Source organism: Thioclava sp. PTB-PU3-1 (assembly GCF_055666785.1).
Genome location: NZ_JBVNVL010000001.1, coordinates 687,075 through 711,206, shown reverse-complemented (window position 1 = coordinate 711,206; position 24,132 = coordinate 687,075). Strand labels below are relative to the sequence as shown.

The following is a 24,132-nucleotide window of genomic DNA, read 5'->3' as shown; positions in this document are numbered from 1 at the left end:
GGGAAAGGGGGCGCTGCCCCCTCGGGCTTCGCCCTCACCCCCGGGATATTTCGGCAAGAGCGAAGGCAGGCACGGGCCGCCCCTTCGCTCTTGGAAAATATCCCGGGGTGAATGCCGTAAGGCAGAGGGGCAGCGCCCCTTAGCTGCGGGCCGCTTTCTCGGCGATGCCGGACGTCCCTTCGCGGCGCTCCAGTTCGGCCAGCACATCGGCCAGCTTCACGTCGCGCGCCGCCAGCATCACCAAGAGGTGATAGAGCACATCCGCCGCCTCATAGGTCAGGTTCTCGCGGTCGTTCTTCGCTGCGGCGATGATCGCTTCCACCGCTTCCTCACCGAATTTCTCGGCGCATTTCTCCGGGCCCTTGGCCAGCAGTTTCGCGGTCCACGACGTGTCGGGATCGGCGCCCTTGCGGCTCTCGATGGTCGCGGCGAGTTGGTCCAGAATGCTCATTGCAGCCTCATCGGAATGCCCGCGGCGGCCATGTATTCCTTGGCCTCGCGGATCGTGTATTCGCCGAAGTGGAAGATCGAGGCGGCGAGAACGGCCGAAGCCCCGCCCTTGGTCACGCCTTCCACCAGATGATCGAGATTGCCGACGCCGCCGGAGGCAATCACCGGCACGTCGACCGCGTCCGAGATCGCCTTCGTCAGCTCCAGATTGAAGCCCGCGCGGGTGCCGTCGCGATCCATTGAGGTCAGCAGGATTTCCCCCGCGCCCTTCGCAGTCACGGTGCGCGCGAATTCCACCGCGTCGATCCCGGTGGGCTTGCGCCCGCCATGGGTGAAGATCTCCCAGCGGCCCGGCTCCACGGTCTTGGCGTCGATCGCGCAGACGATGCACTGGCTGCCGAAACGGTCGGCGGCCTCGGTAATGACGTTCGGATCGGCCACGGCGGCGGAGTTGAACGAGACCTTGTCGGCCCCGGCCAGCAGCAGCGCGCGCACGTCCTCATGCGTGCGCACACCGCCGCCCACGGTGAGCGGCATGAAACACTGCTCGGCGGTGCGGGTCACCAGATCAAACATGGTGCCGCGGTTTTCGTGCGTCGCGTGGATGTCGAGGAAGCACAGCTCGTCGGCGCCGGCCGCGTCATAGGCCTTGGCGGCCTCGACCGGGTCGCCCGCGTCGATCAGGTTCACGAAATTGACGCCTTTCACGACGCGACCGTCGGCGACGTCGAGACAGGGAATGATGCGGGTCTTCAGCATGGGCGGCGCTCCTTTGGCGCTTTCATAACGCGCAGGTGCCGCGAGGCAAAGGGGCAGAGTGCTCAGACCGGCTCCACCGGGCAATGCGGCAGAAGGCGGCGCACCATCGCGGCGGAACACAGATCAGTCGCAGGTGTCGTCACGGCGGCCGCTGCGCCTGCGGCGCCTTGCTGCAACGCCTCGCGGAAGGTCTTGCCGCGGGAAAGTGCCAGCGTGAAGGCCCCCACGAAACTGTCGCCCGCGCCCACTTTCGACACGACGTCGACCTTCGGCGCCACAGCGAACCAGCGCGCGTCCTTGGTGGCCAGCACGTTGCCGTCCGCGCCGCGCGCCACGATCACCGCATGGGCCAACCCGCGCCGCACGAGGTCTTGGGCGAAATCGGCGCTATCCCGGCGTTCGGGCAGTTTGCGACCTGCCAGCCCCTCGGCCTCCAGCTCGTCCATCCGCAGCACGTCGGCGGGTTGCGCCTTGCTTTCCATCAGTTGGTGCAGCGCTTCGCCGGACGTATCGAGGAAGAGCCGCGCCTTGGTCCGCGCCATCTTCGTCGCCAGACGCGCGGGGAAATCCTCGGGCACGCCGGGCGGTTGCGAGCCGGACAGAACCACGATCCCGCCTTCGGGCGCGGCCCGCGCGATCCGGCTGAGCGCCTTCGCGACATCGCGTGCGCCCCAGTCCGGTCCCGGCATCACGAAGCGATATTGCGCGCCCGTGCTTTGATCCGTGGCGGTCAGGCTCATCCGCGTCTCGCCCGGCGCGGGGAAGGGGAAGACGGCGATTCCGGCCTCGGCCAGAAGCCGCATCACCCGGTCGCCGGTGGTCCCGCCAAGGGCCACGAAAGCCGTGGAATTGCCCCCCAGAGCGGCGATCGCGCGGCTGACATTCAGGCCGCCGCCGCCCGGATCCGTGAGCGGCCGCGTGCAGCGCAGCTTGCGCTCGGGGGCGACCTCGGGGGTCTCGATCGACAGATCGACCGTCGGGTTGAGCGTGATCGTGAGGATCGAGGTCATCGCGTCTCCTTTTGGCCCAGAGCCCGACTTTGCGGCGCGAAGCTCGCGCCTGTCAACGCAGTGTTAAGGGACGGTGCGCTATGACTGCTCCCGTGCTGTTTCAAAGGAGTGTGAGGATGGTTCCGGGTGCCGATGATCCGCGATGGAAGCGGGTCTTGACGAGTCAGAGCGATTTGAGTGCCGCGTCGCTGGCGACGAAGATCTTGATTGCGCGCTTGCGTCGCGAGGTGGCCGCGCGCCCGGCCTCGCTTGGCGACAAGATCGCGGAGCTGCGTGAGTTCGTGACGAAAAATGCTTTTGCCGCCGGCGATGTAGCGGCGTTCTAGGCTCGAGAGGGGATCCGGGATGAAAAATGAGATGTTGAGCGTGGCCGAGGCCGCCGCGCGGATCGAGGCGGGCGACGTCATGGTCGTGGCGGGGGACGAGGCGCTTCTGGCGCAGCTCCCGCGCGGCAAGTGGATCGGCGGCACCACCGTTTACTTCGTCACCGAAGCGGGCGGGGCGGTGGTGCGCGACAAGCTGTTCTGCACCCGGTTCGAGCGGGCGACGGGCGCGGTGCCGCGTTGGATCGGTGTGGGCGATCTGCCGAAAATTTCCGAAGGCTACGCCGAGAATGGCTTCACCATGATCATGATCCCCGCCTTCTCGGTGGCGCATTCCGACTTCGCGGTGGAGGGGCAGGGCTATCCCGGTCTCTTCGATCAGCCGCTGGCGGGCTGGATCACCGGGGTGCATCTCGATGAGCTGGGCAAACGCGCGCCGAAGGTGTTCGACGGCGCGACGGGGGTGGCGCATGACGAAGGGGCGGTGCTGCTGCATGTCGAGCTGCCCGATGGTGTCGCGGCCGATCTCGACATTCTCAATATCTTCGCCCAAGGCGAGGCCGAGGCGCTGACCTTCACCTTCCCGAAGGCGGGGTTCGAAGCGGAGGTGGCGACGGTCGAGGGGCAGGAGGTCAATCTCGCCCGCTACATCGCCGAGCATGAGCTCGACACGCGCCTACCGCTGGTCGCAAATTACGCAGGCACGCTCGTTAATGTCTCGATCCAGGAGGTCGATGCCGAGGCCGGCAAGGTGAAATTCTACGCCCCCGTCGTCGAAGGGGTCGAGTACCGTCTGGCGCAGGCGCTGGGCTCTTACGCGCAGGCCTTCGCCGACAGCGCGGGGGGCAAAGGTGCCAACGAATATTCGTGCAACTGTATCCTGAACTATCTCTACGGCGAGCTGGAAGGACAGCGCACCGGCGGCTTCACCGGCCCCGTCACGTTCGGCGAGATCGCCTATATCCTGCTCAACCAGACCATCGTGCGCATGGAGTTGCATGAGGGCGATGCCGCCGCCTGATGGGCGGGGCGCAGCCAGTCGTGGTCCTGACAGGCGCGCCCCTCTCAGAGCGAGCTGATATAAGAAAAGCGCGCGCCGATCGGGCGCGCGCCTGAAATATCTCGGCGCAGGCTTGGCCCGCACGCATCACGGATCAGACGTTGAGCTGATAGGTGATCGGATGGAAGTGGAAGCCGGTGTCCAGCGCCTCGAGATGGCCCACGCCGGGGAAGGGCATGTGATAGCCGATGAAGGCCAGCTTGTCGGCGGCGACACGGCCGAGAAGCTCCTTGCGGGTCTTCGCGGCCATCTCCTTGTCCATGTCGTATTTCACTTCCCAATCGGGACGCTGAAGCGACCAGACATAGTGGTTCGACGTATCGGCGGCGAGCATCAGCCCCTTGCCGCCCGACTCCACCATGAAGGCCATATGGCCCGGCGTGTGGCCGAACGCCTCGACCGCCGAGATGCCGGAGACGACCGAATCGCCACCCTTAAGATAGCTCATCTTCTCGGCCAGCGGACGGACCTTGGCTTCGAACGTGTCGTTGCCCGCATTCGACCAATGGTCGAATTCTTTCTGGCCGGTGATATAGGCGGCATTGGCGAACGTCTCGCCGCCATCGCCCATCAGCCCGCCGATATGGTCGCCATGCATATGGGTGATCACGACATGGGTGATGTCCTCGGGCGCGTGTCCGGCGGCGGAAAGCGCGGAGGTGATCCCCTCCGGCGACAGGCCGGTGTCGAAGAGGATCTTCTCCGAGCCGGTCTCGATCAGCGTCGGAGTAAAGAAATTCAACGACTTGTCGGCGGGGATATAGGCGGCTTCCGAGACGGCCGCGAAATCCTCGGGGCTGGCATTCATGCCGAAGATCGTTTGCGGGTTTTCCAGCTCGCGCGATCCGGCGAGCAGCGTGGTGATCGTCAGATCGCCCATCTGCATCCGGCGATAACGCGGGATCGCGGGCGGGGCTTCGTTCGAGCTTTGCGCGGCGGCGCCGGTCCCGGTCAGAAGCGCGGGGGCGGCGGGCAGGAAAGCGGCGGTTTTCAATGCTGCACGGCGGGTCATGAAGGTCCTGGTCATCGGGTCTCTCCCTCTCGATGGTTGGTCTTCGCAGGTCGAAGTCTAGCGCATCGCGCCGCTTCCACAGAGTCGTGAACGTTGCGTGAGCCGCTTCGGTTCACTCCCACCAGCGATCGATCGACGAAATATCGCCATCCGACCACCCCAGATGATGCGCCAGTTCATGCACGAAAATATGGGTAATGAGGGCGCCGAGAGGCTCGTTGCCGCGCGACACCCACTCGTCGAGGATAGGCCGGCGGAAGAGCCAGATCACATCCGTGTGGCCGCCGGGGTCCATCACGGATTTCTCGGTCAGCGGGATCCCGTCATAAAGCCCGGTCAGCTCGAAAGGGTCCTCGATGCCCAGCTCGGCGAGCATCGCCTCGGAGGCAAAGTCTTCCACCCGGATCGCGACGCCTTGCGCGGCGCGGGCAAATTCCGGCGGAAGCGCCGCGCGTGCGGCCTCGGCCAGCGCCTCGATTTCCTCGACGCCCGGCGCCATGACCTCCGCCCAGTCGTAACCCTCGCTCATCGCCCCCTCCAAGCCGCTCTGTACGCGCCGCATGGCCCCTCATATGGACAAACGGGCCGCCTTGTGAAAGAGCAGGCGCCAACAGGAGTTTGCCCAGATGACCACCGTTACCCGTTTCGCCCCGTCGCCCACCGGCTATATCCATGTCGGCAACCTGCGCACCGCGCTGATGAACTACCTGATCGCCCGTAAGACCGGCGGTCAATTCATCCTGCGCCTCGACGATACCGATCAGGAGCGTTCGAAGCAGGAATATATCGACGCGCTGAAGCAGGACCTCGAATGGCTCGGCATCGAATGGGACCGGGAAGAACGTCAGTCGCTGCGTCTGGACCGCTATGCCGAAGTGGCCGAGCAGCTGAAGGCCGACGGTAAGCTTTATGAATGTTTCGAGAGCCCGACCGAGCTGGACCTCAAGCGCAAGAAGCAGCTCAACATGGGCAAGCCGCCGGTCTATGACCGCGCGTCGATGCATCTGTCGGATGCCGAAAAAGACGCGATGCGTGCCGAGGGTAAGGAAGGTTACTGGCGCTTCAAGCTCGAGCTCGAGCGGATCGAGTGGAAAGACGGCATCCTCGGTGATCTGTCGATCGACGCGGCCTCCGTGTCCGATCCGGTGCTGATCAAGGCCTCGGGGCAGGTGCTTTACACCTTCGCCTCGCCGGTGGACGACGCGGATATGGGCATCACCCATATCGTGCGCGGCGGCGACCACGTCACCAACACCGCGACGCAGATCCAGATCATCGAGGCGATCGGCGGCAAGGTTCCGAGCTTCGCGCACCATTCGCTGCTGACCGGCCCGCAGGGCGAGGAACTGTCGAAGCGTCTTGGCGCGCTCTCGATCCGCGATCTGCGCGCCGAAGGGATCGCCCCCGAGGCGCTCTTGTCGATGATGGCGCGTCTGGGCTCGAGCCAGCCGATCGAGCTGAAAATGTCGATCGACGAGCTGGCCGACGGGTTCGAGCTGAACCATTTCGGCTCGGCGCCGACGAAATTCGACCCGGCGGACCTGATCCCGCTGACCCGTGCGCGCAACCAGCACCTGCCGTTCGAGGCCGTGGCGGATCGTATCGCGGAACTCGGCATCCCCGAGGATCAGCGCGAGCGCTTCTGGAAGGTCGCCTCGCAAAATATCGACAAGCTCGACGATCTGAAGGGCTGGGCCGATCTGTGTCTGAACGGCGCGGAGCCTTCGATCGACGAGGAAGATCGCGACTTCATCGCGCAGGCCATGACGATGCTGCCCGCGCCGCCCTATTCCGACACCACGTGGAAGGACTGGACCTCGGAGGTGAAAGAGGCGACCGGGCGCAAGGGTAAGGGGCTGTTCATGCCGCTGCGCAAGGCCGTGACCGGCATGGCGCACGGGCCCGATATGGGCGAGCTGATGCCGCTTCTGCACAAGGTTCCGGCGCGCGGCTGACGGCTCCGCCGCAGGCTCGCAAAACCAATTCCAAAAGCGCGAGGGGAGAGCCCCTCGCGCTTTTTGTTTGGGCAATTCGCGACCTCGTGAGGTCGTTTTCGGCGGTAAAGCGGCGCTTTTGGCGATTGGGGCTTGTCAGTCGCGCGGGGCCTCAGGTAATCGGGAGAAGTCGGATACGGGAGAATCCGGGGGAAACCTCGGTGCCGAAGGAGCAACCGCCCCGGTAAACTCTCAGGCAAAAGGACCGTGCCCGACGAAGGACTCTGGAGAGTGATGCGGCGTGCAATCGCGGCATCCGCCGAAGGGATAACGATCTCAGGCGTCTGCATGGCAGGCACGGACAGAGGGGGCATCGGGCGAGCCGGAAGGCTCATGAATCGATGCCGGATCATCCGGCTGAAGGGGAGGCCGCGATGAGCGAGTTGAAACGCACACCGCTATACGATCTGCATGTGGAGCTGGGCGCCAAGATGGTGCCTTTCGCGGGCTACGAGATGCCCGTGCAATTCCCGCTGGGCGTGATGAAGGAACACCTGCACACCCGCGCCAAGGCGGGGCTGTTCGATGTCAGCCACATGGGGCAGGTGATCGTGCCGGGCGAAGGCGCTGCCGAGGCGTTCGAGGCGCTGGTGCCGGTGAGCCTGATGGGCCTGAAAGAGGGTCGCCAGCGCTATGCGATGTTTACCGATGAGAATGGCGGCATTCTCGATGACCTGATGGTGGCGAACCGTGGCGATCATCTCTTCGTCGTGGTGAACGCGGCCTGCAAGGAAGACGACATCGCCCATATGCGGGCGCATCTGGAATCGGTCGAGGAACTCACCGACCGCGCGCTCTTGGCGCTGCAAGGGCCCGCCGCGGAGGGCGTGCTCGAGGCTCTGGTGCCCGGCACGGCCAAGATGCGCTTCATGGATGTGGGCGTCTATCACTGGAACGGGGCGGAGCTTTGGATTTCGCGCTCGGGCTATACCGGCGAGGATGGCTACGAGATTTCCGTGCCCGCAGACCGCGCGGTGGAATTTGCCCGCAAGCTGCTTGCCGATGAGGCGGTGGAGCCGATCGGTCTGGGCGCGCGCGACAGCCTTCGGCTCGAAGCGGGGCTTTGCCTCTACGGCCACGATATCGACACCACCACGACCCCGGTCGAGGGCAACATCGCCTGGGCGATCCAGAAGGTGCGCCGCAAGGGCGGGGAGCGCGAAGGCGGCTTCCCCGGCGCGGATCGCATCCTGAGCGAACTGGAAAACGGCCCGAGCCGCCTGCGCCTCGGCCTGCGCCCCGAAGGCCGCGCGCCGATGCGCGAAGACGTCGAGATTTTCGCCGAGGCCGAGGGTGGCGAACCGATCGGCCGCGTGACCTCGGGCGGTTTCGGCCCCTCGATCGAAGCGCCGATGGCGATGGCCTATCTGCCCGCAGGCACCGAGGAAGGCACCACCGTCTATGGCGAAGTGCGCGGCAAGCGTCTGCCCGCCAAGGTCGTGCCGATGCCCTTCCGCCCTGCCACTTACAAACGCTGAATAACCAATCGGGAGACGTTACATGAAATTCACCGAAGACCACGAATGGCTCAAAACTGAAGGCGACGTTGTGATCGTCGGCATCACCGAGCACGCTTCCGAGCAACTGGGCGATGTCGTTTTCGTCGAGCTGCCCGATGTCGGCGACACGGTCGAGAAGGGCGACGAGATCTGCGTGATCGAGTCGGTCAAGGCCGCCTCCGACATCTTAGCGCCGCTGGGTGGCGAGATCGTCGAGATCAACGAGGATCTGGCAGACAATCCGGGCCTCGTGAACGAAGACCCGCTGGGCAAGGCGTGGTTCTTCAAGATGAAACTCACCGACGCCTCCGCGCTCGACGGCTTCATGGACGAGGCCGCTTACAAAGACTTCATCGGGTAATATCCATGACCTTCACCCCCACGACTTACGACAGTTACGATTTCGCCAATCGCCGCCATATCGGCCCCTCACCGGCCGAGATGGAGGAGATGCTCAAAGCCGTGGGGGCGCCGGACCTCGACGCGCTTATCGCCGAGACGGTGCCGAAAAGCATCCGTCAGGGCGAGCCGCTGGGCTGGGCGCCGCTGACCGAATATGGCCTCCTGCAGAAGATGGAAGGCGTCGCGAAGAAGAACCGCGTGATGACCAGCCTGATCGGGCAGGGCTATTACGGCACGGTCACGCCGCCCGCGATCCAGCGCAATATCCTCGAGAACCCGGCCTGGTATACCGCCTACACGCCCTACCAGCCCGAGATTGCGCAGGGGCGTCTTGAGGCGCTTCTGAACTTCCAGACGATGGTGTCGGACCTGACCGGCCTGCCGGTCGCCAATGCGTCGCTGCTGGACGAGGCGACGGCAGCGGCGGAAGCCATGGCGATGGCGCAGCGCGTGTCGAAATCGAAGGCCACCGCCTTCTTCGTCGACGAGAACTGCCACCCGCAGACGATCGGCGTGATTCAGACCCGCGCCGAGCCGCTCGGGATCGAAGTGATCGTGGGCGCGCCCGAGACGCTGGAGGCCGAGAAGGTCTTCGGCGCGATCTTCCAATATCCGGGCACCTATGGCCACGTGCGCGACTTCACCGCCGAATGCGAGGCGCTCCATGCCGCGAAAGCCGTGGCCGTGGTCGCGACCGATCTTCTGGCGCTGTGCCTGCTCAAAGAGCCGGGCGCGATGGGCGCTGATATCGCCGTGGGCTCCGCGCAGCGATTTGGCGTGCCGATGGGCTATGGCGGCCCGCATGCGGCCTTCATGTCCTCCACCGACAAGATGAAGCGCGCGATGCCCGGCCGGATCGTCGGTGTCTCCATCGACAGCCACGGCAACCGCGCCTATCGCCTGAGTCTGCAGACCCGCGAGCAGCATATCCGCCGCGAGAAGGCGACGTCGAATGTCTGTACCGCACAGGCGCTTCTCGCTGTGATGGCCAGCTTCTACGCGGTCTTCCACGGCCCCGTCGGGCTGCGTGCGATCTCGGAACGCGTGCACCTTCTGACCGTGCAGCTGGCCGATGCGTTGAAAGCGGCAGGCGCCTTGGTGGAGCCCGCGAATTTCTACGATACGATCACCGTTGAGGTGGGCGTGGGCCAGCAGGGCATCCTCGCCGCCGCCCGTCATCGCGGGATCAACCTGCGCAAGGTGGGCCGCGACCGGGTCGGGATTTCGCTCGACGAGACCAGCGATCCGGGCGTGGTGGCCAAGGTGCTCGACGCCTTCGGGATCACCGAAGCGGCGCCCAAGGCCACGCAACCGGCGGTGCCGGATGCGCTGCTGCGCGAGAGCGATTACCTCACCCATCCGGTTTTCCACATGAACCGCGCCGAATCCGAGATGATGCGCTACATGCGTCGTCTCTCGGATCGTGACCTCGCGCTGGATCGCGCGATGATCCCGCTCGGGTCCTGCACGATGAAGCTCAACGCAGCCGCCGAAATGATGCCGCTGACCTGGCCGGAATTCGGCTCGCTGCACCCGTTCGTGCCGCTCGATCAGGCGCAGGGCTATGCGGAGATGATCGACGATCTGACTGCGAAGCTGTGCGAGATCACCGGCTATGACGCGTTCTCGATGCAACCCAATTCGGGCGCGCAGGGGGAATATGCGGGGCTGTTGACAATCGCTGCCTATCACCGCGCCAATGGCGACGATCAGCGCGATGTCTGCCTGATCCCGATGTCGGCGCATGGCACGAACCCGGCCTCGGCGCATATGGCGGGGATGAAGGTCGTCGTCGTGAATTCCGCGCCCAATGGCGATGTGGATCTGGAAGATTTCGAGGCGAAAGCGGCAGAGGCGGGCGACAAGCTCGCGGCCTGCATGATCACCTATCCCTCGACCCACGGCGTGTTCGAGGAGACCGTGAAGCGCATCTGCGACATCACGCACGAATATGGCGGTCAGGTCTATCTCGACGGCGCCAACCTCAACGCGCTGGTGGGGCTGGTGAAGCCGGGCGAGATCGGCTCGGACGTCAGCCACCTCAACCTGCACAAGACCTTCGCGATCCCGCATGGCGGCGGCGGTCCCGGCATGGGGCCGATCGGGGTGAAGTCGCACCTCGCGCCCTTCCTTCCGGGCCACCCGGAGACGGGCGGCGAGGAGGGGCCGGTGAGTGCCGCGCCCTACGGCTCGGCCTCGATCCTGCTGATCTCTTGGGCTTATATCCTGATGATGGGCGGGCCGGGTCTGACGCAGGCGACCCGCGTCGCGATCCTCGCTGCGAACTACATCGCCGCGAAGCTGAAAGAGGGCTACCCGATCCTCTTCATGGGCAACCGCGGACGTGTCGCGCATGAATGTATCATCGACACGCGGCCCTTCGCGGAGGTGGGCGTGACGGTGGACGACATCGCCAAGCGCCTGATGGATAACGGCTTCCATGCGCCCACGATGAGCTGGCCGGTCGCCGGCACGCTGATGGTGGAGCCCACGGAATCCGAGACCAAGGCCGAGATCGACCGCTTCATCACCGCGATGCTTTCGATCCGTGACGAGATCCGTGAGATCGAGGCGGGCGAGATCACCCCCGAGGACAGCCCGCTGCGCCATGCGCCGCATACGGTGGAAGACCTCGTGGCCGATTGGGACCGGAAATACACCCGCGAACAGGGCTGTTTCCCGGCAGGCGCCTTCCGCGTCGACAAATACTGGCCGCCCGTGGGCCGGGTCGACAACGTCTTCGGCGACCGCAACCTGATCTGCACCTGTCCGCCGGTCGAGAGCTATGCCGACGCGGCGGAGTAACCGCCAGCCAGAATGAAGAAAGGCCGGAGCATCGCGCTCCGGCCTTTCTCTTCTTCTCGAAAAAAATATCCAGACGCGCCGGTTACTTCACCGGGTTGCGGTAGATCACGCGGCGCAGCGAGCCGGTTTTCGACCGCATCAGCATCGTCTCGGATTCGATATAGGTCGGCTCGCGCTTCACGCCCTTCACGATGGACCCGTTGGTCACACCGGTCGCGGCGAAGATCACGTCCGAACGCACCATCTCGTCGCGCGTATAGACCTTGTCGAGATCGGTGATCCCGGCCTTCTTCGCACGGCCACGCTCGTCGTCGTTGCGGAACAACAGCTTGCCCCACATCTGACCGCCCATGCATTTCAGTGCCGAGGCCGCCAGCACACCCTCAGGTGCGCCACCCGAGCCCATATACATGTCGATGCCGGTGAAATCGGGCTCGGCGCAGTGAATGACGCCCGCCACGTCGCCATCGGTGATCAGGCGGATCTTCGCACCGGTCTCGCGGACCTCGGCGATCATGTCCTCGTGGCGCGGACGGTCGAGGATGCAGACCGCGATGTCCTTGGTCTCCACGCCTTGGGCCTTGGCCAGCGCCTGAACGCGCTCGGTCGGGGTCATGTCGAGCGAGACCACGTCTTTCTCGTAGCCCGGGCCGATGGCCAGCTTGTCCATGTAGACGTCGGGCGCGTGCAGCATCGTGCCGCGCGGCGCCATCGCGATCACGGTCAGCGCGTTGGGCATGTCCTTCGCGGTCAGCGTGGTGCCTTCCAGCGGGTCGAGCGCGATATCCACTTCCGGGCCGACGCCCTGACCGACTTCCTCGCCGATAAAGAGCATCGGAGCCTCGTCGCGCTCGCCTTCCCCGATGACCACGGTGCCGCGGATTTCCAGCTTGTTGAGCTGATCGCGCATCGCGTTCACCGCCGCCTGATCGGCAGCCTTCTCGTCGCCGCGACCGATCAGGTCGGCGGAGGCATGAGCAGCCGCTTCCGACACGCGGGCGAGGCCCAGCGAAAGCATGCGGTCGTTGAAATCACTCGGAGGGGTCATTTGGGTCTTCCTGTCTGCCTAGGCGTTGTGGGCCGGGCATAGGTAAAGCCTGTGGGGGCGCGAAGGGCAACCCCGTGAACGCTAACAGGAGAGGCCAGCCGCTATTGCGGTGAAAAATGGCACGCAATGCGGGGTTTGGGCAGCCTGCGGTCGCGAAAATAGGCGACCGAATAACCGGTGTGAGTGGGCCGGGCGCGCGTCGTCAGGCCGCCCGGCGGAACCTCGCGGTCGGGTTGACGGCGTCCGGCGGGAAAGGGCCGAGACTTGCGGCCCTATCAGACCTCTTCGATGCGGATCGCGATCGGCTCGCCCTCGACCACGCGGGTCGCGGGCAGGGCGTCGATCGCGGCGTCGACCGCGTCGCGCGTGGTCTTGTGAGTGACGATCAGCACCGGGGCTGAGGTGTCGGCATGGCCGTATTGGCGCATCCGGCTGATCGAGACGCCCGCCTCGCCCAGAACGGTCGCGACCTTCGCCAGCGCGCCGGGTTTGTCCGACAGCTGCAGGCGCAGGTAATAGGGCGCGGGGATCGCGGTGACGGCGGGGGTGGGGGCCTCGAGCTTGTCTGCGGGCTGGCCGAAGACCGGCAGCCGCAACCCGCGTGCGAGGTCCATCACATCGCCCATCACAGCGCTCGCGGTCGGGCCTTCGCCCGCGCCTGCGCCACGCAGCACGATCTGGCCGACCGAGTCGCCTTCCAGCACGGTCATGTTGGTCCCGCCGGTCAGTTGCCCCAGCGGCGAGGTGGCGGGCACAAGGCAGGGCGTCATCCGCTGCTCTAGCCCACGACCAGTCATCTGCGCGACGCCCAGAAGCTTGATCTTGTAGCCCATATCGCCCGCGCGGCGGATATCGTCGATCGAGATGCGCCCGATCCCTTCCAGCGTCACGTCGTCGAAAGCAACCTGCGTGCCGAAAGCGATTGCGGCGAGGATGGCGAGCTTGTGGCCCGCGTCGATCCCGCCCACGTCGAGGTTCGGATCGGCCTCGAGATAGCCAAGCGCGCGCGCCTCTTCGAACACCGTGTCATAGGGCAGGCCCGCATCTTCCATCCGCGTCAGGATGTAGTTGCAGGTGCCGTTCATCACGCCCATCACGCGGCGGATGCCGTTGCCCGCGAGCCCTTCGGTCAGCGTCTTGATCACCGGGATGCCGCCCGCGACGGCAGCCTCGTAGCGGATCGTGCGACCGAGGCTCTCGGCGAGTTCCGCAAGCGCCTGACCGTGATGTGCGAGCAGCGCCTTGTTCGCGGTCACCACGTCCTTGCCCGCTTTCAGCGCGGCTTCGGTGGCGTCTTTCGCGGGGCCTTCATGGCCGCCCATCAGTTCGACGAAGACGTCGATATCGTCGCGCTGTGCGAGCGTCACCGCATCGTCTGCCCATGCGTAGCTCGACAGGTCCGCATCGCGGTTCTTCGTGCGATCGCGAGCGGTGATGGCGGTGATTTCGACCGGACGGCCCGCGCGGGCTGCCAGCAGATCGGCATGGCGTTGCACGATCTTCACCACACCGATGCCCACGGTGCCGAGACCCGCGATGCCAAGACGCAAGGGTGCGGTATCTGAGACGGCGGACATAGGGACCTCATGAGAGAAACTGGGTGGTTTGCGCCCTGTTAGCGGGAAAGCGCAGGCAGGGCAACGCGGCGTGCGGCTTCAACCGCTCTATGGCGAGATTTTATTGGCTGCGCATCGCGTCTGCGCGGGTGCGCAACGCATCGGCGCGGGCCTCCAGCTCGGGGGCCGGATCGGGGGTGAGGGGCTGATCGGTCAGGATCTCGTCCATCGGCAGCAGCGTCGGATAGCCCTCCATCGACTGTTTCGAACAGGCGGCGAGCGAGGCCAGCAAGGCAAACAGGGCGATCAGGGCAGGGGCGCGCATGGTTTCTCCTCTCGGGACAGGGGCAAACTATTGCGCGCGCGGCCCCATTGCCAGTGCCGATTGCGCCGCAAATCGGGTTTGATAATGAACGCCCGTTCAGTTAGCGTCGGTATCATGGCACGCAAGACTGGCTCCCATTCCGAGATTACCGGCCCGAAGATCCGCGCCGAGGCGCAAAGGCTCTTTGCGCGGCACGGCTTTGCCGCTGTCTCGATGCGCCAGATCGCCGGTGCGGTGGGGGTCCAGGCGGGCGCGCTCTACCTCTATACGCCCGACAAAGAGGCGCTGCTGTTCGATCTGCTCAAGACCCACATGGACGAGCTGATCGCCGCGTGGCACGCCGAGCCCGGCGGCGGCGATGCCCATGCGCGGCTGGAGCGTTTCGTGCGCTTCCACATTCGCTTCAACCTCGAGCGGGCGGAGGCGGTGTTCCTCAGCTACATGGAGCTGCGCAACCTCAGCCCGGAGAATTTCGCGGTGATCGAAGGGCTGCGCAAGACCTACGAGACCGAGCTGGAAGCGATCCTGAAGGCGGGGCAGGACGAGGGCGTGTTCCTGATCCCAGATACCAAGCTCGCGACCATGGCGATCATCGCGATGCTGACCGGCGTCAATACGTGGTTCCGCGAAGGCGGACGTCTGAGCCGTGCTACCGTCGCCGATATCTACTGGGATATGGTGCGCAAATCGGTGGGCGCTTGAGCTAAGGAAAAGGGCGGCTTGAGCCGCCCTGTACCTCTGTGATGAATTGCTTAACACGACTTAGCCGGGCTGAGCCTCCTGCGGCGGCGGCTCCAGAACCGGTGCTGTGGGCGCTTTCGGCCGATCGAATTGCAGGCTGTGAATGCCGCCGAAGCCTTCCCAGCCGCCCTGGAAGAAGAGATCGCCGCCGACGTTCCAATGCTCGCCCATCAGCCCGCCCGTGCCGAACCAGCCGCGGCTGCCATAGCCCATGCCCAGTTCCGCCATGGCGTTGTCTTGACCCGCGACCCCCGTCAGCTTGATCTTGCCCTGCACCGGCCCCGGACCGATGCCGAGATGCAATGACAGCTTCGCCCCGTTGATGTCGCCATCCGGATCGAGGTCGTAATTCATCGCGCCGAACACCCCTTCAAGGCCGCTCGCGCCCGGGCCGAAGGTCCAGTTCAGACCCACAAAGCCTTTGGTATCATTCGCCATGGCCGCGCTTGCGAGGCAAGCGGTCACCGCGGCAATCGTCATCATGCGTTTCATGGCACCCTCCACACTTGGTGTTAACGCTGGGTTAACCCTCACGCGGAAATTCACATGGCGCAATGATTTGTGTCACTTGCGGTGGATTTCCTCAGCGCTGTGTCAGGCGCGCAGCGCGGCCAACGCCTCGGTCAGATCGAGCGCCCCGTCATAGATCGCGCGCCCCGAGATCGCGCCCGCGATCACGCCCGTGTCGCGCAGGGCGATCAGGTCGGGCAGGGACGACACGCCACCGCTCGCGATCACCGGGATTTCGACCGCGCGGGCCAATGCCTCGGTCGCGGCGATATTCGGCCCGCCCATCGCGCCGTCGCGCATGATATCGGTGTAGATGATCGCGGCGACGCCCGCGTCCTCGAAGGACTTCGCCAGATCGGTGACCATCACATCGGTCTCTTCCGCCCAGCCCTTGGTCGCCACTTTGCCGTTACGCGCGTCGATCCCGACAGCCACCTGACCGGGGAAGGCTTTCGCTGCCTCGCGCACCAGATCGGGGTTCTCGACCGCGACGGTGCCGAGGATGACCCGCGCCAGCCCTTTATCCAGCCACCGCTCGATCGTCGCCATGTCGCGGATGCCGCCGCCCAGCTGCGCGGGGACCTTGATGCGCGACAGGATCGCCTCGACGGCGGCGGCGTTCACCGGCTCGCCCGCGAAGGCGCCGTTGAGGTCCACCAGATGCACCCATTCGCAGCCTGCCGCCTCGAACTTGGCCGCCTGCGCCGCCGGGTCGTCACCGAAGACCGTGGCCTTGTCCATCTCGCCATGCAGCAGACGCACGCATTGGCCATCCTTGAGGTCGATTGCGGGGTAGAGGATCATCTGTGGGCACTCCTGAACTGTCGCGATGCCTCTTGCCACGGGTTCGCGGATTTTCCAAGCCTGACGCGGACGTCACGTCAGTCTTGCCGGGAATCGCTTCTGCATGGCCTGATGCGGCCAGCAGGCAAAAGGGAGGAGATTTGCCATGAAGACTTTGATGATCGCCGCAGCGACCCTGGCACTGGGCGCAGGCGCGGCGCTTGCCGACCCGATCGAGGGCACCTGGAAGACGCAGCCCGATGACGGCGCCTATGCCTATGTGGACATCGCACCCTGCGGGTCGAAGTTCTGCGGCACCATTGTGCGGACCTTCAAGGGCGGCAGCGAGTACAAGTCGGAAAACCTCGGCAAGCAGCTCGTGATCGGGATGGAGCCGAAGGGCAACAACAAATACCAGGGCAAGGTCTGGCGTCCGTCCAACAACAAGATCTACCTCGGCAAGGTCACCGTGAACGGCAACGCGATGGCGCTGGCTGGTTGCGTGGCGGGCGGTCTGTTCTGCAAGTCGCAGGACTGGCAGCGCGTGAAATGATGTATTCCCCGGCCCCTGCGAGGACGCGGTGGGCCGGGATTTCTCGCCGGACTTACTCCGGGATCAGATCGGCATAGGCGAAGCCGTCGCGCATCACCGTTTCGCCCACACGCACCGGGATCGGCGCGTCGAAGATCGGGCCCGCGCTGACGGCGGTGTGAAACTCGCCATTCTCGCCGCAGGGATCGACGCCTTCGGGCAGATCGGCCAGCAGGCTTTCATCGAAACGCCGCCCCGCGAAGCTGGGATCGAGCTTGTTCGGATCCACCGTCACCAGATGCGTGACGAACCCCGCCGCGATCATCTCGCGCGCCAGCTGATCCGTGGGGCGCTGCCAGAGCGGGAAGAGCGCCTCGACACCGAGCGGTTTCAGCTTCTCGATCCGGTAATCGCGCACGTCTTCGAGGAAGAGATCGCCGAAGACCATCGTCTCGACGCCAAGCGCCTTCACCTGATCCATGGCAGAGGCCATCCGCGCCTCGTAATCCTCGTTCGAGCAGGGCCAGGGCAGCGGCACCTCGATCAGCGGCAGGCCCGCAGCCTCCGCCTGACGGCGCAGCAACTCATTGCGCGTGCCGTGCATCGCGACCCGGTCGAAAGCCTCGTTGGTCGTGGACAGCAGCGCCACGACATCCGCGTGACCTTCGGTCCGGCAGGCATGAAGCGCCATCGCGCAATCCTTGCCCGAGGACCACGAGAGAACCGCCTTGGGCGCCATCAGGGTTTCCAGCCGAGGAAATTCGCGATCAGTCGCAGACCGGTGGCCTGAGATTTCTCGGGGTGGAACTGCGTGCCCACGATATTGTCGCGGCCCACAATCGCGGTGATCTCCGTCCCATATTCGGCGTAAGCCAGACGGTGCTGCGGCTCGGCCACCTTGAAGTGGTAGCTATGCACGAAATAGGCGTGATCGCCGGTCGAAATCCCGTCGAGCACGGCGTGATCGTTGTCGATCACCAGATCGTTCCAGCCCATATGCGGGACCTTCATCGACGGATCGGAAGGCTCGATCTTCACCACTTCTCCGGGGATCCAGCCGAAACCCTCGGTCTCGCGGAACTCGAGGCCGCGCGTCGCCAGCATCTGCATGCCGATGCAGATCCCGAGGAAGGGGCGGCCCTTCACGGTCACCGCCTCTTCGATCGCCTGCGCCAGCCCCTCGAAGCGATAGAGCGCCGCGCTGCAGGACGGAAACGCTCCGTCTCCCGGCAGCACGATCCGATCGGCGCGCGCGACGACGTCGGGCTCGGAAGTCACGACGATCGTGCCGTGACCCGTCTCATTCGCCATGCGCTGAAACGCCTTCTCGGCCGAGTGCAGGTTGCCCGAATCGTAATCGACCAGTGCCGTGAGCATCAAAGCGCCCCTTTGGTCGAAGGCAGCACGCCGTCCATGCGCGGGTCGGGCTCGACCGCCATGCGCAGGGCCCGGGCGACCGATTTGAATGCGGCCTCGGCGATGTGGTGGCTGTTGAAGCCATGCACGCGGTCGATATGCAGCGTGATCCCGCCATGGGTCGAGAGCGCCTGGAAGAACTCGCGCACCAGTTCGGTGTCGAACGTGCCGATCTTCGGGGAGGGCATGTCGCAATTCCACACGAAGAAGGGGCGCGCAGAGAGATCCAGCGCGCATTGCACCTGCGTGTCGTCCATTGCCAGTGCGAAATGGCCGTAGCGGCGGATGCCCCGCTTGTCGCCAAGCGCCTGCACCAGCGCCTGACCCAGTGCGATCCCGGTATCTTCGACCGTGTGGTGATCGTCGATATGCAGATCGCCCTTCGCGCGCACGGTCATGTCGATCAGCGAATGCCGCGCGAGCTGGTCGAGCATGTGGTCGAAGAAGCCCACGCCCGTCTTGTTATCGAATTGACCGGTGCCATCGAGATTGATCTCGACGTTGATCTCGGTCTCGACGGTCTTGCGGCTGATCGTGGCTTTGCGCATGGGGCGCCTCCTTGAAACTCACCGCCTTATAGGCCGGGGCAGGGGGCGCGCTCAAGCGGGGGCATGTCGATTGACGGGCAGTGGGGCGGAAAAACAAAAGCCTCCCCGAAGGGAGGCTTTTTTGTATTGGAGCGGGCGAGGCGATTCGAACGCCCGACCCTAACCTTGGCAAGGTTATGCTCTACCCCTGAGCTACGCCCGCATCCTTGGGTATTTGACCGAACTGGAGCGGGCGAGGCGATTCGAACGCCCGACCCTAACCTTGGCAAGGTTATGCTCTACCCCTGAGCTACGCCCGCGCCGGTTCGGTGGAGGCGGATTTAGGGGATAGCGGCGTAGGCTGCAAGAGGAAATTTTGCGCGAAGGGGAAAATTCCTGCCTGACGTTTCGGCAGGTGGTGCTTTGCCTCAGTGGGAGCGGCAAATGCTGCAAGCCGGGGCTGGCACATCTTCACCATGAAGGAGTTTTCCTGCGCCACGCGAGGGGGCTCTGCCCCCGCTGGCTGCGCCAGCCCCCCGGGATATTTGAGCCAAGCCGAAACCGAAAAATGCCCGACTCGATCCGCAGAAGGGCGGGCGAGCCGGGCACGTTCGTCTTGGGCGGTCATCGGCGTCCCCGCCTGTTCCGCGAATCCTTGATAGCGTGAGCGTAGTTAATGTTCCGTTACGCCCGTTCGGCTTGGTGGAAATATCCCGGGGGGCGCGCGGAACGCGAGCGGGGGCAGCGCCCCCTGTCACGCCTCAGCTCAGCGCGCGCCAGCCGATATCGCGGCGACAGAAGCCCTCGGGCCAGTCGATCGCATCGACCATTTCATAGGCCCGATCGCGCGCTTCCTGCAGGCTCTCGCCGCGGGCGGTGACGTTGAGCACGCGGCCGCCCGTCGCGACGACGTGTCCGTCTTTCTCAGAGGTGCCCGCGTGGAAGACCATGCGCGAGCCGTCTTCGGGTAGCGCGTCGAGCCCGCCGATCACCGAGCCTTTCTCATAAGCGCCGGGATAGCCCTGCGCGGCCATGACCACCGTCATAGCGTGATCGGGGGCCCATTGCGCCTGCACCTCGCCCAGCCGCCCTTCGGCGCAGGCCAGCAGCAAGTCGAGCGCCTGCGCGCCCAGCCGCAGCATCAGCACCTGACATTCGGGGTCGCCGAAGCGCACGTTGTATTCCACGAGCCGCGGCTGGCCATCCTTGATCATCAGCCCGGCATAGAGCACGCCCTGGAAGGGGGTGCCGCGCTTGGCCATCTCGGCCACGGTGGGGCGGACGATCTCGTCCATCGCCTTCGCCTCGATCTCGGGGCTCAGGATCGGGGCGGGGGAATAGGCGCCCATGCCGCCGGTGTTCGGGCCGGTATCGCCTTCGCCGACGCGCTTGTGATCCTGCGCACCGCCCACGGCGAGCACGTTCTCGCCATCGCACAGGACGAAGAGCGAGGCTTCCTCGCCCTCCATGAATTCCTCGATCACGACTTCCGCACCCGCGCTTCCGAATGCGCCGCCGAAAATCTCGTCGATGCCATTGAACGCCTCGTCCAGCGTCATCGCGACGATCACGCCCTTGCCGGCGGCGAGACCGTCTGCCTTGACCACGATCGGGGCGCCCTGTTCGCGGACATAGCCCTTCGCGCCTTCCGCGCTGGTGAAGCGGGCATAGGCGGCGGTGGGCGCGCCACAGGCGTCGCAAATCTCTTTGGTGAAGGCTTTGGAGGCCTCGAGCTTCGCGGCCTCCGCCGAAGGGCCGAAGGTGAGGATGTTCTGCGCGCGCAGCGCATCGGCCACGCCCGCGGCGAGCGGGGCTTCCGGCCCGATAACCACGAAATCGACCGCATTGGCTTCGCAGAGTTCCAGCACCGCCGCCGCATCGTTCGGATCGATCGCCGCGCAATCGGCGATCTGCGCGATCCCGGCATTGCCCGGGGCCACGATCAGCCGGTCGCATTTCGGATTTTGCTTGATCGCCCAAGCCAGCGCATGTTCGCGCCCGCCGCCGCCCAGAACCAGAATGTTCATCGCTCGCCCCCTTGGCCTTCGCTTTCCCGCCTTCTAAGCTGCGCGAAACCCTGAGGCAAGGCGCCCCGGACCAACGCTCAAGCAGGCAGGCATATGGACCTTCTCGACGACGAAAGCGGCTCGAACGCGCATGATTACACGGTCTCCGAGATTTCGGGGGCGGTGAAACGCGTGATCGAGGGAGAATTCGGCCGCGTCCGGGTGCGCGGCGAAGTGGGCCGTGTGTCTATGCCGCGCTCGGGGCATATGTATTTCGACCTCAAGGACGACCGCTCGGTGATCGCCGCTGTCAGCTGGAAGGGGCAGGTGGCGAAGATGCAGGTCCGCCCCGAGGAGGGGATGGAGGTCATCGCCACGGGTCGGATGACGACTTTCGCGGGCCAGTCGAAATACCAGCTGATCGTCGACAATGTCGAACCGGCGGGCGCGGGTGCGCTGATGGCGATGCTGGAGGCGCGGCGCAAGGCGCTGGCCGCCGAGGGGCTGTTCGACGCGGGCCGCAAGAAGCCGATTCCGTGGCTGCCGCAGGTGATCGGCGTGGTGACCTCGCCCTCGGGCGCGGTGATCCGCGACATCCTGCACAGGCTCGCCGACCGTTTCCCGCGCCATGTGCTGATCTGGCCGGTGGCGGTGCAGGGGCAGGCCTGTGCGCCGGAAGTGGCGCGCGCGGTGCGGGGCTTCAACGCGCTGGCGCCGGGCGGGGATATTCCGCGTCCCGATCTGATCATCGTCGCGCGCGGCGGCGGCTCGATCGAAGACCTTTGGGGGTTCAACGAAGAAGCCGTGGTCCGCGCCGTGGCCGAAAGCGACATCCCGGTGATCTCGGCGGTGGGCCACGAGACGGACACGACGTTGGTCGATCACGCCGCCGACCGGCGTGCCCCCACGCCCACGGCGGCGGCGGAAATGGCGGTGCCGGTGCGCGCCGAACTGGCCGCTTGGCTGTCGGAGGCACAGACGCGGATGATGCGGGCGGCGCGCGGGCGGCTCGATCAGCGCGGCCAGCGGCTGCGCGATCTGGCGCGTGGGCTGGGCCGTCCCGAGGCGCTGACGCAACCGGCGCGGCAAAGCTTCGATCTCTGGGCCGAGCGGCTGGGCCCTGCGCTGCGCACGCTGGTCCTGCGCAAGAATACCCGTTTCGCGCCGCTGGCTGCGCAAATCTCGCCGAACCTGCTGCGGCGCTTCATCCGGGACCGCTCGCGTGAGATCGACGGCTTGTCGGCGCGGTTGGCGCCGGCACCGGCGGCGCGGATGCGGCGCGCGACCCAGGATCATACGCAGCTTGCGCGGCGGCTGGATGCAGCGCGGGTGCGGATGATCGGCGATGCGCAACGGCGCAACCGCGACGGCGCCGAGCGGCTGGCGGGGCTGGAAGCCCGGCTGGAGCGCTCCTTGCCCGCGCGGCTCGAGGCGCAGCGCGAACGGCTTGAGCGGCTCGACCGGATGCGCCAGACGCTGGGCTATACCGAAACGCTCAAGCGCGGCTATGCGGTGGTGCGCGGCCCCGATGGCGTGGTGACCTCGCAAGCGGTGGCAGAGAAGCAGCCCGGTCTCGAGATCGAGTTCGCCGATGGCAAGCTTGCGGTCATCCCGGGCGGGGGCGGCAGCGTGGCCCCGCCGAAGGCGAAGAAGAAAAAGCCCGATCCCGGTCCGTCTCAGGGTAGCCTGTTCTGAGGCTTACACGCCCACATCCGGGCCCTGACAGACCAGCGGATCCTGACTTTCGGACAGGCTCACCAGCGGTTCCTGCGAGGGATCACCCTTGAACTGTGCGAGCAGCCCCTGCGCCGTGTCGTAGAAGGTCCAGCATTGCAGCGGCGCGTATTCGCCGTAATCGAAGCAGATATACTGCCCGTCCTGATACCAGTCGCCTTCCTTGCACTCGCTTTCGGTGAAGGCCCAGATCACCTTGTGGCCGGGCTTGTATTGCTCGGAGCCGTAGGGTTGGCCGAAGACCGAATAGGTGATGGTGCGCCCGACGGTGCGCTGATCGAATTGCTCCGCATTGAGCGGTGGGCCGAGCGGGTCGGCGGCACGCGCAAGCGTCGGTATCAGGGCCAAGGCCGCGAGGGACAATGTCAGGATCGGGTTCGGGCGCATGGGGGGAAGGCTCCGGCAAGGTCTTTCACCCAACCTGCCAGATCGCGGCCCGCTTGCCTAGCGCGCGCTGGGCGCGTCGGAGCCGACTGGCTGCGCTTTGCCCAAGGCCTTCACGCGCTTGTCCATGACCCGGCGCCACAGCGGCGGGAACAGCGCCAGCGCCGCCATCGCGGGCAGGCTGCGCGGCAGGACGGGCCGCTGCGTCTCGGTCAGATCGCCAAGCCGCAGCGCCGGATATTCTCGGGCCGGATGTGCGTGGTGATCCGAATGGCGCGGCGCGTTGAGCATCCACAGCGAGGTGATCGGCGCGGGCGCGTCCCAGCTGTGATGCGCATCCACCGGATCGAAACTGCCATCGCCTCGACGCTTGCGTGACAATCCGTAGTGCTGGACGTAATCGGCGAGCAGGATCTGCACCTGCGCATAGGCGCAGAGCATCAGGTAAGCCACCACGCCCTCGGCCCCGAAGAGCATCCCGAACAGCACCGCGAACCACAGCCCGCCCAGCAGATAGGACGGGTAGGGGCCGAGCCGCGCGATCCTCGCCTTGATCCGCGCGCTCAGCGGCGCTTTCGGGTCGATCGCGGGCAGACGGGCGAAGCGGTTGCGCTCCATCTCGTAGCCGCCGATGAAGCTGCCGATCCAGGCGCGCGGCGCAAAGGACCAGAACCCCTCGCCAAGCTGCGCGGAATTCGGATCGTCCGGCGTCGCGACGAAACGGTGATGGACGAGCCGATGCGCCGAGGTGTGATGCCCGAAGAGCAGCGAGATATAGACCCATTTCCCCAGCAGAAACAGCCGTTTGTCCGAGCGGTGGATCAGCTCATGCGCGTTCGAATTCGACACCTGCCCGAAGAACAGCCCGAAGGCCAGCCAGACCGCGATCCAGCTTGGCCCCTCCAGCAGCGTATGCCCCGACATCGCCGCCACGCCGAGCACGAGCAGCACGAAATGCACCACCGCCAGCGTCCTCGACAGCGCGTCCGCTGCCGGGAATTCCGAGCCTTCCGGCGCATCGGGGGAGGGATGCTTCAGCGCCTCATCCAGGATGAACATGCACAGCCCGATCCAGACCAGCGCCGCCCAGGCCGCGACCCCGCCGAAGACGCCCGCCACCAGCAGAAGCGGCACCGGCAGAAGCGTCACGACCGCGAAACTGTCGACCCCGGGGATCTCGCGCGACCGCCGCAGCAGATTTGCAATTGCTCCGCTCAGGCGGCGCTTGCGTGAAGGGTCGTTGCCTTGGGTCACGT

Annotated in this window: 25 protein-coding genes, 2 tRNA genes and 1 riboswitch; of the genes, 9 read left to right on the top strand and 18 right to left on the bottom strand. The window is 65.6% G+C overall.

Annotated elements, in window-relative coordinates; translation table 11 throughout:
• Window positions 1-139: 139 nt before the first annotated feature.
• From ACZ7GB_RS03210 to ACZ7GB_RS03200, 3 genes are all read right to left on the bottom strand, one after another.
• On the bottom strand, window positions 140-451 hold the full coding sequence (locus ACZ7GB_RS03210; protein WP_078519676.1) for a phosphoribosyl-ATP diphosphatase: 312 nt from the start codon (window positions 449-451) through the stop codon (window positions 140-142).
• Window positions 448-1,209 carry an imidazole glycerol phosphate synthase subunit HisF gene (gene hisF, locus ACZ7GB_RS03205; RefSeq protein WP_078603953.1) on the bottom strand — a complete coding sequence of 254 codons (762 nt, stop codon included), beginning with the start codon at window positions 1,207-1,209 and terminating at the stop codon, window positions 448-450. The genes ACZ7GB_RS03210 and hisF overlap by 4 nt, the downstream gene beginning before the upstream one ends.
• Before the next feature lie 62 nt (window positions 1,210-1,271).
• Window positions 1,272-2,219, bottom strand: coding sequence for a 1-phosphofructokinase family hexose kinase (locus tag ACZ7GB_RS03200; RefSeq protein ID WP_472157632.1), 948 nt, complete (start codon window positions 2,217-2,219; stop codon window positions 1,272-1,274).
• Between the two features lie 116 nt (window positions 2,220-2,335).
• On the opposite strand from ACZ7GB_RS03200, the gene ACZ7GB_RS03195 reads away from it, so the two are divergent.
• Together ACZ7GB_RS03195 and ACZ7GB_RS03190 are read left to right on the top strand one after the other, a co-directional pair.
• Window positions 2,336-2,545 carry a hypothetical protein gene (locus ACZ7GB_RS03195; RefSeq protein WP_078519673.1) on the top strand — a complete coding sequence of 70 codons (210 nt, stop codon included), beginning with the start codon at window positions 2,336-2,338 and terminating at the stop codon, window positions 2,543-2,545.
• A 19-nt stretch (window positions 2,546-2,564) separates the two neighbouring features.
• Window positions 2,565-3,563, top strand: coding sequence for a DUF6976 family protein (locus ACZ7GB_RS03190; protein ID WP_472157631.1), 999 nt, complete (start codon window positions 2,565-2,567; stop codon window positions 3,561-3,563).
• A gap of 133 nt (window positions 3,564-3,696) precedes the next feature.
• Here the strand turns inward: ACZ7GB_RS03190 and ACZ7GB_RS03185 are convergent, their stop codons facing one another.
• Window positions 3,697-4,629, bottom strand: a complete 933-nt coding sequence (locus ACZ7GB_RS03185; protein ID WP_274963070.1) for an MBL fold metallo-hydrolase — start codon at window positions 4,627-4,629, stop codon at window positions 3,697-3,699.
• A gap of 97 nt (window positions 4,630-4,726) precedes the next feature.
• Window positions 4,727-5,143 (bottom strand): metallopeptidase family protein, encoded by a 417-nt coding sequence (locus ACZ7GB_RS03180; RefSeq protein WP_472157630.1) that lies wholly within the window; start codon window positions 5,141-5,143, stop codon window positions 4,727-4,729.
• 97 nt (window positions 5,144-5,240) lie between these two features.
• Here ACZ7GB_RS03180 and gltX point away from each other — a divergent pair, with 97 nt between their 5' ends.
• The 4 genes from gltX to gcvP all read left to right on the top strand — a co-directional run bounded on the left by gltX (window position 5,241) and on the right by gcvP (window position 11,314).
• A complete protein-coding gene (gene gltX / locus ACZ7GB_RS03175) occupies window positions 5,241-6,569 on the top strand; it encodes a glutamate--tRNA ligase (protein WP_472157629.1) in 1,329 nt (442 codons plus the stop codon).
• 166 nt (window positions 6,570-6,735) lie between these two features.
• Window positions 6,736-6,826: riboswitch (glycine riboswitch) on the top strand.
• 156 nt (window positions 6,827-6,982) lie between these two features.
• The gene (gene gcvT, locus ACZ7GB_RS03170; protein WP_472157628.1) at window positions 6,983-8,086 is read left to right on the top strand and encodes a glycine cleavage system aminomethyltransferase GcvT; all 1,104 of its coding nucleotides are present in this window, start codon (window positions 6,983-6,985) and stop codon (window positions 8,084-8,086) included.
• A 22-nt stretch (window positions 8,087-8,108) separates the two neighbouring features.
• Window positions 8,109-8,468, top strand: coding sequence for a glycine cleavage system protein GcvH (gene gcvH, locus ACZ7GB_RS03165; protein WP_078546225.1), 360 nt, complete (start codon window positions 8,109-8,111; stop codon window positions 8,466-8,468).
• Window positions 8,469-8,473: 5 nt separating this feature from the next.
• Window positions 8,474-11,314 carry an aminomethyl-transferring glycine dehydrogenase gene (gene gcvP / locus ACZ7GB_RS03160; RefSeq protein ID WP_472157627.1) on the top strand — a complete coding sequence of 947 codons (2,841 nt, stop codon included), beginning with the start codon at window positions 8,474-8,476 and terminating at the stop codon, window positions 11,312-11,314.
• An 82-nt stretch (window positions 11,315-11,396) separates the two neighbouring features.
• Here the strand turns inward: gcvP and glpX are convergent, their stop codons facing one another.
• The 3 genes from glpX to ACZ7GB_RS03145 all read right to left on the bottom strand — a co-directional run bounded on the left by glpX (window position 11,397) and on the right by ACZ7GB_RS03145 (window position 14,243).
• Window positions 11,397-12,362: a class II fructose-bisphosphatase gene (glpX, locus tag ACZ7GB_RS03155; protein WP_078599468.1), complete on the bottom strand. Its 966-nt coding sequence runs from the start codon at window positions 12,360-12,362 to the stop codon at window positions 11,397-11,399.
• 275 nt (window positions 12,363-12,637) lie between these two features.
• Window positions 12,638-13,939, bottom strand: a complete 1,302-nt coding sequence (locus tag ACZ7GB_RS03150) for a homoserine dehydrogenase (protein WP_472157626.1) — start codon at window positions 13,937-13,939, stop codon at window positions 12,638-12,640.
• 100 nt (window positions 13,940-14,039) lie between these two features.
• A complete protein-coding gene (locus ACZ7GB_RS03145) occupies window positions 14,040-14,243 on the bottom strand; it encodes a hypothetical protein (protein ID WP_098410351.1) in 204 nt (67 codons plus the stop codon).
• 114 nt (window positions 14,244-14,357) lie between these two features.
• On the opposite strand from ACZ7GB_RS03145, the gene ACZ7GB_RS03140 reads away from it, so the two are divergent.
• Window positions 14,358-14,945 (top strand): TetR/AcrR family transcriptional regulator, encoded by a 588-nt coding sequence (locus ACZ7GB_RS03140; RefSeq protein WP_078539730.1) that lies wholly within the window; start codon window positions 14,358-14,360, stop codon window positions 14,943-14,945.
• Between the two features lie 60 nt (window positions 14,946-15,005).
• Here ACZ7GB_RS03140 and ACZ7GB_RS03135 read toward each other — a convergent pair whose 3' ends face one another.
• Window positions 15,006-15,476 (bottom strand): hypothetical protein, encoded by a 471-nt coding sequence (locus ACZ7GB_RS03135; protein WP_078539729.1) that lies wholly within the window; start codon window positions 15,474-15,476, stop codon window positions 15,006-15,008.
• Window positions 15,477-15,578: 102 nt separating this feature from the next.
• Window positions 15,579-16,298: a 1-(5-phosphoribosyl)-5-[(5-phosphoribosylamino)methylideneamino]imidazole-4-carboxamide isomerase gene (hisA, locus tag ACZ7GB_RS03130; RefSeq protein WP_075776131.1), complete on the bottom strand. Its 720-nt coding sequence runs from the start codon at window positions 16,296-16,298 to the stop codon at window positions 15,579-15,581.
• A gap of 145 nt (window positions 16,299-16,443) precedes the next feature.
• Here hisA and ACZ7GB_RS03125 point away from each other — a divergent pair, with 145 nt between their 5' ends.
• Window positions 16,444-16,830, top strand: a complete 387-nt coding sequence (locus ACZ7GB_RS03125) for a DUF2147 domain-containing protein (protein ID WP_078519662.1) — start codon at window positions 16,444-16,446, stop codon at window positions 16,828-16,830.
• A gap of 52 nt (window positions 16,831-16,882) precedes the next feature.
• Here ACZ7GB_RS03125 and ACZ7GB_RS03120 read toward each other — a convergent pair whose 3' ends face one another.
• From ACZ7GB_RS03120 to purD, 6 genes are all read right to left on the bottom strand, one after another.
• Entirely contained in the window at window positions 16,883-17,548 is a 666-nt protein-coding gene (locus ACZ7GB_RS03120) for a Dph6-related ATP pyrophosphatase (protein WP_472157625.1), read from the bottom strand.
• The gene (gene hisH, locus ACZ7GB_RS03115; RefSeq protein ID WP_078599463.1) at window positions 17,548-18,186 is read right to left on the bottom strand and encodes an imidazole glycerol phosphate synthase subunit HisH; all 639 of its coding nucleotides are present in this window, start codon (window positions 18,184-18,186) and stop codon (window positions 17,548-17,550) included. The genes ACZ7GB_RS03120 and hisH overlap by 1 nt, the downstream gene beginning before the upstream one ends.
• Window positions 18,186-18,773, bottom strand: a complete 588-nt coding sequence (hisB, locus tag ACZ7GB_RS03110; RefSeq protein WP_472157624.1) for an imidazoleglycerol-phosphate dehydratase HisB — start codon at window positions 18,771-18,773, stop codon at window positions 18,186-18,188. Before hisB ends, hisH begins: the two co-directional genes overlap by 1 nt.
• Before the next feature lie 127 nt (window positions 18,774-18,900).
• A tRNA-Gly gene (locus tag ACZ7GB_RS03105) sits at window positions 18,901-18,975 on the bottom strand.
• A 22-nt stretch (window positions 18,976-18,997) separates the two neighbouring features.
• Window positions 18,998-19,072 (bottom strand) — tRNA-Gly (locus ACZ7GB_RS03100).
• 441 nt (window positions 19,073-19,513) lie between these two features.
• Window positions 19,514-20,779 (bottom strand): phosphoribosylamine--glycine ligase, encoded by a 1,266-nt coding sequence (gene purD / locus ACZ7GB_RS03095; RefSeq protein WP_472157623.1) that lies wholly within the window; start codon window positions 20,777-20,779, stop codon window positions 19,514-19,516.
• Between the two features lie 93 nt (window positions 20,780-20,872).
• On the opposite strand from purD, the gene xseA reads away from it, so the two are divergent.
• The gene (gene xseA, locus ACZ7GB_RS03090) at window positions 20,873-22,453 is read left to right on the top strand and encodes an exodeoxyribonuclease VII large subunit (RefSeq protein WP_472157622.1); all 1,581 of its coding nucleotides are present in this window, start codon (window positions 20,873-20,875) and stop codon (window positions 22,451-22,453) included.
• A 3-nt stretch (window positions 22,454-22,456) separates the two neighbouring features.
• Here xseA and ACZ7GB_RS03085 read toward each other — a convergent pair whose 3' ends face one another.
• Both ACZ7GB_RS03085 and ACZ7GB_RS03080 read right to left on the bottom strand, forming a co-directional pair.
• Window positions 22,457-22,879, bottom strand: a complete 423-nt coding sequence (locus tag ACZ7GB_RS03085) for a hypothetical protein (protein WP_078603939.1) — start codon at window positions 22,877-22,879, stop codon at window positions 22,457-22,459.
• A 57-nt stretch (window positions 22,880-22,936) separates the two neighbouring features.
• Complete coding sequence (locus tag ACZ7GB_RS03080; RefSeq protein WP_472157621.1) at window positions 22,937-24,130, bottom strand: alkane 1-monooxygenase; 1,194 nt, start codon at window positions 24,128-24,130, stop codon at window positions 22,937-22,939.
• Window positions 24,131-24,132 lie beyond the last annotated feature (2 nt).

Coding starts and splice junctions, on each gene's coding strand:
- gcvT (WP_472157628.1), top strand. CDS start 6,983: ATGAGCGAGTTGAAACGCACACCGCTATACGATCTGCATGTGGAGCTG.
- ACZ7GB_RS03140 (WP_078539730.1), top strand. CDS start 14,358: ATGGCACGCAAGACTGGCTCCCATTCCGAGATTACCGGCCCGAAGATC.
- ACZ7GB_RS03195 (WP_078519673.1), top strand. CDS start 2,336: ATGGTTCCGGGTGCCGATGATCCGCGATGGAAGCGGGTCTTGACGAGT.
- ACZ7GB_RS03150 (WP_472157626.1), bottom strand. CDS start 13,939: ATGTCCGCCGTCTCAGATACCGCACCCTTGCGTCTTGGCATCGCGGGT.
- ACZ7GB_RS03120 (WP_472157625.1), bottom strand. CDS start 17,548: ATGGCGCCCAAGGCGGTTCTCTCGTGGTCCTCGGGCAAGGATTGCGCG.
- hisB (WP_472157624.1), bottom strand. CDS start 18,773: ATGCGCAAAGCCACGATCAGCCGCAAGACCGTCGAGACCGAGATCAAC.
- ACZ7GB_RS03190 (WP_472157631.1), top strand. CDS start 2,565: ATGAAAAATGAGATGTTGAGCGTGGCCGAGGCCGCCGCGCGGATCGAG.
- ACZ7GB_RS03180 (WP_472157630.1), bottom strand. CDS start 5,143: ATGAGCGAGGGTTACGACTGGGCGGAGGTCATGGCGCCGGGCGTCGAG.
- gcvH (WP_078546225.1), top strand. CDS start 8,109: ATGAAATTCACCGAAGACCACGAATGGCTCAAAACTGAAGGCGACGTT.
- xseA (WP_472157622.1), top strand. CDS start 20,873: ATGGACCTTCTCGACGACGAAAGCGGCTCGAACGCGCATGATTACACG.
- ACZ7GB_RS03125 (WP_078519662.1), top strand. CDS start 16,444: ATGAAGACTTTGATGATCGCCGCAGCGACCCTGGCACTGGGCGCAGGC.
- ACZ7GB_RS03135 (WP_078539729.1), bottom strand. CDS start 15,476: ATGAAACGCATGATGACGATTGCCGCGGTGACCGCTTGCCTCGCAAGC.
- gltX (WP_472157629.1), top strand. CDS start 5,241: ATGACCACCGTTACCCGTTTCGCCCCGTCGCCCACCGGCTATATCCAT.
- gcvP (WP_472157627.1), top strand. CDS start 8,474: ATGACCTTCACCCCCACGACTTACGACAGTTACGATTTCGCCAATCGC.
- hisH (WP_078599463.1), bottom strand. CDS start 18,186: ATGCTCACGGCACTGGTCGATTACGATTCGGGCAACCTGCACTCGGCC.
- hisA (WP_075776131.1), bottom strand. CDS start 16,298: ATGATCCTCTACCCCGCAATCGACCTCAAGGATGGCCAATGCGTGCGT.
- ACZ7GB_RS03085 (WP_078603939.1), bottom strand. CDS start 22,879: ATGCGCCCGAACCCGATCCTGACATTGTCCCTCGCGGCCTTGGCCCTG.
- hisF (WP_078603953.1), bottom strand. CDS start 1,209: ATGCTGAAGACCCGCATCATTCCCTGTCTCGACGTCGCCGACGGTCGC.
- ACZ7GB_RS03185 (WP_274963070.1), bottom strand. CDS start 4,629: ATGACCAGGACCTTCATGACCCGCCGTGCAGCATTGAAAACCGCCGCT.
- glpX (WP_078599468.1), bottom strand. CDS start 12,362: ATGACCCCTCCGAGTGATTTCAACGACCGCATGCTTTCGCTGGGCCTC.
- purD (WP_472157623.1), bottom strand. CDS start 20,779: ATGAACATTCTGGTTCTGGGCGGCGGCGGGCGCGAACATGCGCTGGCT.
- ACZ7GB_RS03210 (WP_078519676.1), bottom strand. CDS start 451: ATGAGCATTCTGGACCAACTCGCCGCGACCATCGAGAGCCGCAAGGGC.
- ACZ7GB_RS03200 (WP_472157632.1), bottom strand. CDS start 2,219: ATGACCTCGATCCTCACGATCACGCTCAACCCGACGGTCGATCTGTCG.
- ACZ7GB_RS03145 (WP_098410351.1), bottom strand. CDS start 14,243: ATGCGCGCCCCTGCCCTGATCGCCCTGTTTGCCTTGCTGGCCTCGCTC.